The sequence below is a fragment of the Aquabacterium sp. UBA2148 genome, assembly GCF_002328915.1.
Taxonomy (GTDB): domain Bacteria; phylum Pseudomonadota; class Gammaproteobacteria; order Burkholderiales; family Burkholderiaceae_C; genus Aquabacterium; species Aquabacterium parvum.
The window spans coordinates 1-10,223 of the sequence record NZ_DCXA01000210.1; the positions used below are offsets into that span (position 1 = coordinate 1).

10 protein-coding genes are annotated in these 10,223 nt (G+C 65.2%); 5 read left to right on the plus strand and 5 right to left on the minus strand.

All coding sequences use genetic code 11. The features are described 5' to 3' along the window. Positions 1-84: 84 nt before the first annotated feature. From B2W70_RS11700 to B2W70_RS11720, 5 genes are all read right to left on the minus strand, one after another. Entirely contained in the window at positions 85-963 is an 879-nt protein-coding gene (locus B2W70_RS11700; protein WP_286745879.1) for a DNA-binding domain-containing protein, read from the minus strand. Between the two features lie 11 nt (positions 964-974). Next, a complete protein-coding gene (locus B2W70_RS11705; protein WP_286745880.1) occupies positions 975-1,874 on the minus strand; it encodes a DUF692 domain-containing protein in 900 nt (299 codons plus the stop codon). After that, entirely contained in the window at positions 1,874-2,149 is a 276-nt protein-coding gene (locus tag B2W70_RS11710; protein ID WP_286745881.1) for a DUF2282 domain-containing protein, read from the minus strand. The genes B2W70_RS11705 and B2W70_RS11710 overlap by 1 nt, the downstream gene beginning before the upstream one ends. A gap of 153 nt (positions 2,150-2,302) precedes the next feature. Beyond that, entirely contained in the window at positions 2,303-2,494 is a 192-nt protein-coding gene (locus tag B2W70_RS11715; RefSeq protein WP_286745883.1) for a hypothetical protein, read from the minus strand. Positions 2,495-3,680: 1,186 nt separating this feature from the next. Further along, on the minus strand, positions 3,681-4,544 hold the full coding sequence (locus B2W70_RS11720) for a radical SAM protein (protein ID WP_286745885.1): 864 nt from the start codon (positions 4,542-4,544) through the stop codon (positions 3,681-3,683). 53 nt (positions 4,545-4,597) lie between these two features. Here B2W70_RS11720 and B2W70_RS11725 point away from each other — a divergent pair, with 53 nt between their 5' ends. The 5 genes from B2W70_RS11725 to B2W70_RS11745 form a co-directional block, all read left to right on the plus strand. Beyond that, on the plus strand, positions 4,598-6,400 hold the full coding sequence (locus B2W70_RS11725; protein WP_286745887.1) for an asparagine synthetase B family protein: 1,803 nt from the start codon (positions 4,598-4,600) through the stop codon (positions 6,398-6,400). Between the two features lie 148 nt (positions 6,401-6,548). Further along, on the plus strand, positions 6,549-7,217 hold the full coding sequence (locus B2W70_RS11730; RefSeq protein ID WP_286745889.1) for a lasso peptide biosynthesis protein: 669 nt from the start codon (positions 6,549-6,551) through the stop codon (positions 7,215-7,217). After that, positions 7,198-8,787: an asparagine synthase-related protein gene (locus tag B2W70_RS11735; RefSeq protein ID WP_286745891.1), complete on the plus strand. Its 1,590-nt coding sequence runs from the start codon at positions 7,198-7,200 to the stop codon at positions 8,785-8,787. The genes B2W70_RS11730 and B2W70_RS11735 overlap by 20 nt, the downstream gene beginning before the upstream one ends. Beyond that, on the plus strand, positions 8,784-9,914 hold the full coding sequence (locus B2W70_RS11740) for a glycosyltransferase (RefSeq protein ID WP_286745892.1): 1,131 nt from the start codon (positions 8,784-8,786) through the stop codon (positions 9,912-9,914). Before B2W70_RS11735 ends, B2W70_RS11740 begins: the two co-directional genes overlap by 4 nt. Further along, positions 9,911-10,223: carbamoyltransferase N-terminal domain-containing protein (locus B2W70_RS11745; protein ID WP_286745894.1), on the plus strand; the 313-nt coding region annotated here is incomplete at its 3' end. The genes B2W70_RS11740 and B2W70_RS11745, both read left to right, overlap by 4 nt.

The window sequence follows — 10,223 nt, forward strand, 5'->3', positions numbered from 1 at the left end:
GGTCCACAAGGTTTGCCAGTGGGCATGTTGGCGCCAAAGGGTCTGGATGGTGTGTGGCATGGGTGCTTTCTGCATGGAGGCCTGTCAACCCGCGAACGCGCGATGCCGCAAGGGGCACAGCAGGCCATGTGACAGGCTGAGGTGAACGATCGCGTCGGGGCGCCAAAGCGGGTGGTTGGCGAGCACCTGCTGGGTGGCCATCTCGATGCTGAGACCGGCATTCAAGGCCTGCAGCCAGTCACGCTCTTCGGCTTGAATCGCCAGCAACCTGGATCCTTGCTGAAGCAGGGCTGCAGGGGAGGGGCCATCAAGGGGCCAGTTTGGCGCCGTGCAGCTCGAAGCCGAAGCCGAGGCGTCTGCCGGCAACCATTCGGCCTGGATGTGTTCAGCCAGGCTCGCGAGCAAGGCCGCGCGGTCTTCAGTCAGCGACCAGACCTGCCATGGCCTTCGAACTCGAGTGTGCGCGGTCACCCAATCTGGCTGTGACAGGTCATGGGCTGCGTCGGCCCACGTCCAAGCTGTTTCGCTGTCCTGGCTGCGAGCTTGGTCCAGCGCCCATTCAAGGCGGGCCAGCCACACCAGCTTGCCTGCGTCAGCCCTTTGGCAGGATGTTGGGCACCCGGGTTCGAGCTGCTCACGCTTGAGGTGCTCAGCCAGGAGTTGCGGCAGCCACCCACCATGACCCGACAAGTCACCGCTTGAAGGGGGGAATCGGCGCAGCCCCTCTACCACCAGGCTGGCGAAGCGCTGCGGCCCCAGGGCCCGGCGCATCGCTGGGTAGCTCAGGCTCAGCGCCGCGATGACGTTGGCACGGATGTTGTTGATGTAGACGGCGCCTGCGGCCTCCACGTGCCGAACGCCGCCCCGCCAGGATGTCCAAGGTGGTATGGGGTTGGGGCTCAGCAACGCCTGCATCCAGGCGCGTTGATCGCGGCCCCATCCGGTGAGTTCTTGACATGCCATGCCGGGCGAGCTCATGCGAACTGCTCCTGCAATGCGTTCGAGCGGATGCAAGAAGGGGTGCTGCGGCGCGTCAGTGCTTTGCGGGCCCTCTCGGCCAGGTCCAGCAAGGTCTGCAGAGGCGGCAGGTCCTGGTCCCACTCCACGATGGTGGGCCTGGGTCCCACGGTGTCGATCGCCATGTCGTACAGGGACCAGACGGCCTCGGGCACCGTGCTGGCGTGGGTGTCGATCCAGGCGCCATCGACCTCGGTGGGGCCGCCCAGGTGCCATTGCGAGATGCTCGCGGATGGCAGCCCCCTCAACAGGGACCAGGCGTCGTGCCCGTGGTTCAGCTGGTTGACGTGCAGGTTGTTGAGGTCGACCAACAGGGTGCAACCCGTTCGTTGGGTCAGCTCGGTCAAGAAGCCTGCTTCGTCGAAGTCCGCTGGCGGTGGCATCAGGTAGGCCGAGATGTTTTCGACCGCGATGCTTCGCTGCAAGGCCTCTTGCGTGCGCTGCACGTTGGCGGCCACCGCGTGCAAGGCATCGAGCGAGAAAGGCATGGGGAGCAGGTCGGGCACGCAAGTGCCGTCGATGCGATTCCAGGCCAGGTGTTCGGACACCAGCAGGGGCTCGTAGCGCCGAACCTGCTCGGCAACCTGCTGCAGGTGGTGTGGGTCCAGGCCGTCTGTCGAGCCCAGTGAGAGCCCCACGCCATGCAGCGAGAACGCATGGTGCTCACGCAAAGCGCTCAAGCGCCGATGGGCCACCGAAGGCAGGGCGAACAGGTTCTCGGTGTGCAACTCCAGCAGGCAAGGTGGCCGCTGATGGGCCATCCAGTCAGGCAGGTGTGCGAACCGCAAGCCACACCCATGCATTGCCGTCGCCACCACGCCGGCATGCGCGATCTGTTCTTCGGCGGCCATCTCCATCAGCCCTTCTTGGCGGACTTGACGAGCGTGCCACCCACGATCTTGTCGCACGTGCCGGTGGGCACGTAGACCCACTCTTCGGCATCGCCATTCTTGGTGGCCTGGGCGGCGCACGCATGCTTGCTGGTGCCGCAGTCGTTCTTGCCGGCCTTGGCGATGCCAGCGCACTTTTCCATCCCGTCCTTGGCGGCGTGAGCGGGGAGGGTGGCGGTGGCTGCGGCGGCGCAAAGCAGCGCCAGGGCGGACGACTTGAGCAGGGTGCGTGCATCGGTCATGTGGGTTTCCTTGAGATGACGCCGGAACAGCCCGGCACATGATCAGACCGGGCGAGTCACCGATTTCTCTCTCGTCATGCCGAGGTTTTTGATCCGTGTTTTGACGCACATGGCCCAGAGCCGTTTACCCAGCCATGTGACATCACCCCTGCGCTAGCCCGCAGCGCCCGAGACATAGGCTCGGGTCAGCCGGTCTTGAGGTGATTCAAACAAGGTCTGACATCGGCCGAATTCGACCAGCTTGCCCATGCGCTCTTTCATCCAGAAAAAGGCAGCGTAGTTGGCGATGCGCCGTGCCTGAGCCAGGTTGTGGGTCACGATGACCACGGTCAGCCTGCCGCGCAAGCGAGAGATGAGTGTTGACGCCGACCGAAAACTGAGCCCCGTGGCTCAATTTTGAATCGGCGCCAACACCAAGCTCTCCCAGCTTCAGGAGGTGCGCCCTCAGTGTTGCAAGCTCACGGCCTCGGGCGTCTGCAAGCTTCTCGGCTGTTCTGGCTCGCCAAACGGCATCCTCTACAAGCTCGGACACCCCCCCACGAAGTCATCCAGTACAGGCCCAGCGCGGCGGCTCGTGGTGTGCCTGTGTGGTGCCAACGGTACAGCTTTGAAGGTGCGACGTGTAGGGCTCGGCTGGCGTCGTGGATTGAAGCCCCCATTTCCCTTAGCATGTCGGCCAGTGGGGGCAACTGACGCGGTGTTTTTTTGATCATCAGCGGTCTATCGTCAGACCCTGGCGGCTCTTGAGCAGGGCAACAAGCCCAGCCAAGCGAACTGGGAGCGGTAAGTGAAATCACTCACAATGTAACTCCGCTAAGTCTTTGATCCATAAGCATGCAATCAAGACCCTGCGTAGGACTTTGCTTGCGCAGGGGTGGCAGTGAAGTCACTCATCTCATGGCGTCTGGTAGTGATTTCCATCCCTTGCAAGCCTGTTACTGTGAAATCACTCACCGTGCAACTTGCCAGATGGCAAATGCATCACATCGTTGCCGATGCGTTCTCGAAGTGGGCGAGAAAAATCTCGAAGAGGCGGAGAAAAACAGACTTGGTGCGAAGGCTTGGGCGCCGCGCGTGACCGGCGGCGTGGACCCAGGCTAGGTTTCGCTGAGCAGCGTCGGCGCGCGCCTTGATGTGGGCCAGCGTACTCGGTAGCTGGGGGCCGGGCATAGGTCAGCTTTGGGCTGATCTCGGACGCTCAACCATGGCGCGCCCAGTGACTGCTTTTACTAGATGCGGTCGAACGAGCTGGCACTGCCTAGCTGACGGCTTCTCACCCGGAGCCGGGCATTGGGCCTGACGTTCACATGCGAACGGGCCGAGTGACGGCTATCGCGATCCGCGACCGTCGCAGATCGACCCATCAGCGACATTTGTGGCGCTGAACTCGTCGCCTCGAAGCGGCCGGTGGTACGCGTACTTGGGCCCCTGACGGACGTCGCGCAGCGAAGGACACACAGGTGGCGACACTGAGCGCGATTGAGGTGCACCGTGGAGGCCCACCATTTCGGGAGACGGCGCTCCAGGCCATTCACACTGCGCTCCCCGGTTCGAGAAGTGCCTCTGTAGGCAGGTCCTGCCAAGCCATCCATTGCGTGCGCGGGGTCAGGGCATGCGCGAAGCTGGCGCCGGAGGTGCCCAGACAGTGGCGACAGGAGGCAAGTGGCCGCGTATCGTTCAAGTAAGATGTGAGCGCAGAACGCAGGCTGTCTGCACCGCCCGGCGCAGTCACGTCGATGCCCACCTCGCCGTAGTCCACAGATTCGCCCTGCGTCATGCGCCTGAGAACATAGGCCTGCGGGCACTTGAAGAAGTGGCGATCAAAGAGCGTATAGCAACCCCACTCGTGCGCGACCTTGCAGTCGTTGTAGATGCGCTGGACCAGCGCACCGTCGGTCGTGCCTTTCCGGCTAAAAGATTCTTGGAATACCGGCATTGGCGTCATAACCACGCGCACATGCGGCTCGCGCTGCATAGCGTTGAGTGCCCGAGCTGCTGCGGCGCCCAGACGGACGCCCGGATAGACCGAGATGCTGATCTGGTCAAAGCTGCGCAACACGCTGGTCGGCGCCCGCGCCAGCAGCAGACCATTGGTGACGAGGTGCACTTCGGTGGCCACGCCGCTGCTGCGTACTACCTCGACAACGTCGCCCAGCCGCTCGTGCAACAGAGGCTCTCCGCCCATCAGCTTGACCACGCCGCAGCTGAAGGTGCGCCCCAGAGCCGCCAGCAGCTGCGCCAGGCGGCCGGGCTCGACCTGCCAGTTCGGCGACACCGGCGAGTGGTGCGTGCAGGAGCGGCACGACAGGTTGCACTGCTCGACCGTCACGACCTCCAGCACGCGGCTGTGCAAGCGTTCGTCGGCGACTACAAAAGGTGGCGAAGTGCGGACCATGTGGCATTTTGCAAGAATAAGTAGAACCCCGGCATGCCGCTGCCGCACCCTCCATGTGCGGTCTGATCGGCGTCGCCGGCGGCATCGCCGCTCCCCAGCGTCGCGCCGCCTTGCAAGCCTTGGCACCGCGCGGCCCCGACGGCTCTGCGGAGGCGGAACTCGGCGGCGTCTGGATGGGGCACACCTTGCTTGCCCTGCGCGACACTCCGGAGCGATCCCAGCAGCCGATGCACTCTCGATGCGGGCGAGTGGCCCTGCTGTTCAACGGCGAGATCTACAACGTCCAGGCACTGCGCCACCGACTGGACGGCGCCCTGCCTGCGCCCCGCACCTCAACCGATACGGAACTGGTGCTGGACCTCTTCATGGCTGGCGGCGTCGATGCGCTGGCGGAGCTGCAGGGCATCTACGCGCTGGCCGTTGTTGATGCTCGCGGCGCCGTGCCGGACATCACGCTGCTGCGCGATCCGTTGGGCGTCAAGCCGCTGCTCCATGCCCATCGAGGCGGGCGCTTTGCCTTCGCATCGACGGCAACTGCCCTGCTGGCAGCAGGCATGGCGCGGCCGCTGCTGGACCGGCAGGCCGTCGCCCACTACCTGCAGTTCGGTAGCTTTGCCGAGCCGGACACACCGCTCGCCGATGTGCGCGCGCTGGAGCCTGGCTGGTGCCTGCAGTGGCGCGACGGGCAGGTCTCGTCGCGCCGACTGTGTCCCTTGCGGGCGCGGCACGATACTGCGGCCGACCCCACCCAGCGACTGGCCGACCTGATGCAAGCTGCGGTCGACGCGCAACTGGCCGATCAGCCCGACGCCCATCTGATGCTCAGCGGCGGCGTCGACTCCGCACTGCTGGCCCACTTCACCGCCGCGAGACGGCCACAGGCCCGCAGTTACACGCTGGCCTTCGAGTCCGCCCGAGCTTTCTTAGACGAGACCGCCGAAGCCGAGGCCACGGCCACCCGCGCGGGGCTGATCCACACCCGGCTTGAATCGCGGGCCGGCGATATCCACGACTGGTTCCGTCACTTCATTGCTGCGCTAGATCAGCCCACTCTGGACGGCGCGAACGTGTACGTCTTTATGCGCGCGCTGCCTCGCGACATCCGCGTGCTGCTCAACGGCACTGGCCCAGACGAACTGTTATTCGGCTACCCCTGGGTCTGGGACATCCTGGACACGCATCGCGGCCGTGTGAGCCTGGGCCGTACCGCGCTGGCCAAGGCCTGGATGCAGCGCTGCACGCTCTGCGCGGCCGGTGAGGTAGGCCCGCTGCTGGGTTTGCCGCCGAAGGCCGTCCACCGCGGGGCGTTACGTGCCTTGCGCGCCGTCGATCCCGGTCCCAGTCAGCCGCTGGCCGAGCGTTTGCAGCGCATCGTGTTGCGCCGCTTCACGGCTGATCGGCTGCTGCGCGACCTTGACGCCTGTGCCATGGCGTTTGGCGTGGAGGTGCGTGTGCCCTTGCTAGACACGTCGCTCACAGAGCATGCGCTTGGTGAGTCGGAAGAATCGCTAGCTCAGACTTGGCCAGTGGCGCCTAGTCCTTCGCTGTCCTACGCTGAAAGCCCGTTGAAGCGCCGCATGGTGCAGGTCGCAAACGGGCGCGTCTCGCCCGCGCTGCTCACTCGCAGCGGCAAGCGCGGTTTTGTCGCCCCTTACGACGAATGGCTGCGCGGCCCCCTCATGCCTATCGTATCGCGCGAGATGTCGGTCAGCGCGCTGCGCGAGGTCGGGTGGCACGACCCTACCCTGGCGCACCGTTTTGCCTATAGAGAGTTGACCGCCCAACAGCGCTCGCTTACATTTTGGTTGTTGCTTGTCTTGCAGTCGTGGGCACGCCACCATCGCATCTTTTTTTGAGGTTTTCGACATGTCTATGTGGTTCTCCAGATTTCTTGCCCGTCGTTTCATCCGTGCCGGTCGTGCTTCCATCCGCCAGGTGGGCAACACGCAGAAAGAGCAGACCTACTACTACTACTTCAGCTGACTTGCGTCGGTTTCTCTGTCCATGAGATGGCGCAGCTGCTCCGCCGGGTTGCCGCATTTCACATTGCGCAGTCGACGCTTCAGCGCTGTTGATAGCGAAACAGGGGAAGCGTATTTCGTTTCGCCGCGCAGTGGAGACTTGGTCGTCCTGACTCGGCAGGAACTCGCGGAGGAGCAAGTTCGCGCCCGCTTGCGACCGCTGGCGCTTGACCTTGACGTGACGCCTGCGGAAGACCCTCTTTCAACTCTGGCGCCCGACCCCGGCGCGATGCCCGTACTGGCTCGCGACGCTGAGGCTTGCCGTTGCTTCCTGCGCCGCATTGCTCTGCCCATGCGGCTATCCACCCGGTTCATGGCGCTGGACTCGCTTGCTTGCTACATCGCCAGCCTTCACCCGTCACGCACTCTTGCCGTGCGTGAAGCGCTTGGCCTTCTGCGCTCGGTCGGCGAGCCACCAAGGAACCAATGCCTGCAGACGAGCTTCATGCAGGCCGTCTTCCTGGTCCGCCACGGTGTTCCACTGCGCCTTCATGTGGGCGTGTGGATCCCCACGACATGGATGCACGCGTGGGTGACCGTGCCCGCAGAACACGGCGGAACCTCGGGCGAGTGGCTGGCCAACGAATCGGTCGACCGCATTGCACACTACCAACCGGTGCTCCGGTTCGAATTTGATTGCCCCCGCGCGTAACAGCGAGACCCGCGCTGGCTGGGGCCAGGGCACAAAGGCGCGCACGCTGCGGTTCAAGCTCAGGCGCGTCGGCTGGTCGGAGCAGCGCCACGGCGACGCTGTTTTGTTGCTGCTGCAGGACGCGCTGGGCCGCCTGCCCACCGTGGCCAGTCAGCAGGTGGCGCTGCAGATCGCCTTGGGCGGGCCAGGCCATGACTCTGCTGCCGCAGCTCAGCGCCTCGGATCTTTGACCGACGCCTTTGTCGTCGTCCGGCCCGATGCCGTCATCGCGGTACGCGGAGGTGCTGCGCCGACGCGGCTGTTCCTGCGCCAATTGGGGCAGGACTGGCTGATGACTGACACGCTCGACGAAGTCGATGCCGACCAGCTTCGCAGTGACTGGCTGGCCTTCTTCCTAGCTAATGCGGTGCAGGGGCCATTCGAGCCCCGAGCTACGCTGGACACTGTTTTCAACAGCGTGCACCGCATCCCACCGGCCTCAGTAGTGGAACTGCGCGCGGACCGCCTCACCCGCCACGAGATCCTGCACGACGATCTGTCTGGTCTGCCCAACGACACAGATGAGTTGCGCCACGCGCTGGCCGACACAATTGTCGCCACACTGTCCTCTGCCGTGGACGCCACGCCTCCGGGCATGGCCGTCGCTTACGAACTCTCTGGCGGACTGGATTCGACCTCGGTTGCGCTCGCCTCGCAGGCCGCAGCGCAGCGGGCCGGCCGCCAACGTGTTGCGAACAGCATTATCTATCCCTACTTCGAGTTTCGCCGCGAGCGCTACTTCATAGACGCTGCGGCCCGCGCCTTGGGGCTCACCTCACGAGCGCTGGACGGTTCAGAGTTGCTGCCGTTCGACCATTGGTATGACATGCCTCCGCACGACGAGCCCAGCTTGGCGGCAGTGGGGTTCGCACAGCACCGAGCGATGCTGGCTGCGGCAGCGGTCCGAGGCGCTGGCGTCTCGTTCCACGGCTTTGGCGGCGACACTATATTCGGTATGGGGCCCGCCCGTCAGTTCAGCGGCTTCGGCACCCAGCTGCGTCCTACTTGGCTGGGGAAGCGCGGCTGGCTGGCCGTGTCAGACCATCTCCAGACGGTGCGGGCGTGGTTCGGTGACGGCGAGAGCGGGTTCCACCGCCAGTATTTTTCCGGTGCCCACATCGACGACGGCTGGGCTGACGTGGTAGTAGCACCGCGCCTGGGTTGCCCCCGGGTCGGCGGCTTTACCCACCCCGACGTGCTGCGCCTGACCGCGACACTCTGGCCGCGACAGGCCCCCGGCGCGGCCTACAAACAGATCTTGCGTGACCTGTTTGCAGCGCAGCTGCCCGCCGAGCTGCTATCGCGGCCGCACAAGGTTGCCTACGATGGTCTTTATGTGCGGGGTTACCGTCGGCACCGCACGAGGCTGGAGCAGCTCATTGCCCGCCATGCTGAGACACTGGCACGCGCTGATATCGACCCGCACCTGCTGCTAGCCGCGCTGGACAAGGTCTGTAGCGGCCACCTCGAAGGCGACCAGCCTTTGGGCACCGTGCTGGCCGCTTTAGTCTGGATGGATACCCGCACATGAATACGCTGCGGATCTTCTTTGTGGGCGGGGGAAGCATACACGACAACCGCTGGATGGCCTTATGCCGAGACGCCGGCGCCCTTACGCAGGTCTTTATGCTGGACGGGCACCGCACCATGCTGCGAGGCGCTGACTTCGATGCCCCAAGACTCGCCGAATTGCCGGACGAGTTCGCCGCGGAGCGGCTGCAGGCCCTCGCCGGGCTGCGCGCGGAGATAACCGCCTTTCGGCCCGACCTCGTGCACGCCTTCGGCATAGATGCCGCAGGCTATTTCACGGTCGACGCGCTCGCACAGTCTGACACCCCCTTCGTGCTGCAGCTGCGCGGCGGGCCAGAGATCACGCTGTACTGCAAGGACCCCGCTGCCGCGGCACGCATGCGGTCCGTTTTCGGACGTTGCGACGGCCTGATCGCCGACAACACAGAAAACCTCGCGTTCGCGGCCAACCACGGCTTGTCTGACGAGGCGCGGCGGCGATGCATGGGCGCAGTGCCGGGCGGTGGCGGGCTGTCGGCTGCGGAGATGGCTGAGCCTCAGGACGAGGCCTTGCGCCCTCCTCTGGTGCTGTGGCCTAAGGCCTATGCCAACCCCAGCGTCGATGGCTACGCAATCGCAGAAGGACTGCGCCTTGCCTTCCTGCGCGCGCCGGAGTTGCAGTTGCGGCTGCTCTTCGCTCACCAGCCCGACTTCCTGCGCTGGCTGCGCGGCCACTGGCCCGCCGAGTTGTGGGCGCGCACGCGCGTCCAGGGCCTGGTGTCCCATACGGAATCACTGGACGCGCTCCGCCAGGCGCGGGTCATGCTCGCGCCGTCGCCACTGGACGGAGTTCCCAACGCGCTGCTGGAGGCCATGGCCTGCGGAGCGTTGCCGGTCGTGTCGCCGCATGCAACGCTGCCGGCGGGCTTCATGAACGCGCCCGGCATCGCCTATGCTCTCAATCTGGACCCGGCCGGAATTGCTGACGCGATCCTGCGATGCCTGCGCGCACCGGTCGCTAGCCAGCGCGCATGGAAGACCGGCAACCGCGCTCTGGTGGCCACGTATGCTGCCCGCGCCAGTGTGACGGCTCGGGCAACTGCCTTCTATCGTGGCATCGTCGCGCACCCGCGAAAGGAGGCACTATGATCGTGCTGGGCATCAGCGGCGGCCTGGGGCACGATGCCGCTGCCTGCCTGATGCGCGACGGGCGCGTGCTCGCGATGGGCGAGGAGGAGCGGTTCACGCGCCAGCGCTACGCGCACGACGCGCTGCCCAAACGAGCTATCCGCTTCTGTCTGTCGTACAGCGGTCTGTCTGCGGCCGACATCGACGCGATAGCCTTCGGCTGGAATCCTGCCCTGCAGCCGCGCTACGGCGGCCTAAAGGCGTTCGGCGAGCGCGTGCTTCAGGTCGACGAACTGCGCGGCGCACGGCGGGCGGCCGTGGAATGGGTCG

Excerpts from the sequence above, each read along its gene's own strand:
- B2W70_RS11725 (WP_286745887.1), top strand. The coding sequence starts at position 4,598 with ATGTGCGGTCTGATCGGCGTCGCCGGCGGCATCGCCGCTCCCCAGCGT.
- B2W70_RS11730 (WP_286745889.1), top strand. The coding sequence starts at position 6,549 with ATGAGATGGCGCAGCTGCTCCGCCGGGTTGCCGCATTTCACATTGCGC.
- B2W70_RS11700 (WP_286745879.1), bottom strand. The coding sequence starts at position 963 with ATGGCATGTCAAGAACTCACCGGATGGGGCCGCGATCAACGCGCCTGG.
- B2W70_RS11705 (WP_286745880.1), bottom strand. The coding sequence starts at position 1,874 with ATGGAGATGGCCGCCGAAGAACAGATCGCGCATGCCGGCGTGGTGGCG.
- B2W70_RS11720 (WP_286745885.1), bottom strand. The coding sequence starts at position 4,544 with ATGGTCCGCACTTCGCCACCTTTTGTAGTCGCCGACGAACGCTTGCAC.
- B2W70_RS11740 (WP_286745892.1), top strand. The coding sequence starts at position 8,784 with ATGAATACGCTGCGGATCTTCTTTGTGGGCGGGGGAAGCATACACGAC.
- B2W70_RS11710 (WP_286745881.1), bottom strand. The coding sequence starts at position 2,149 with ATGACCGATGCACGCACCCTGCTCAAGTCGTCCGCCCTGGCGCTGCTT.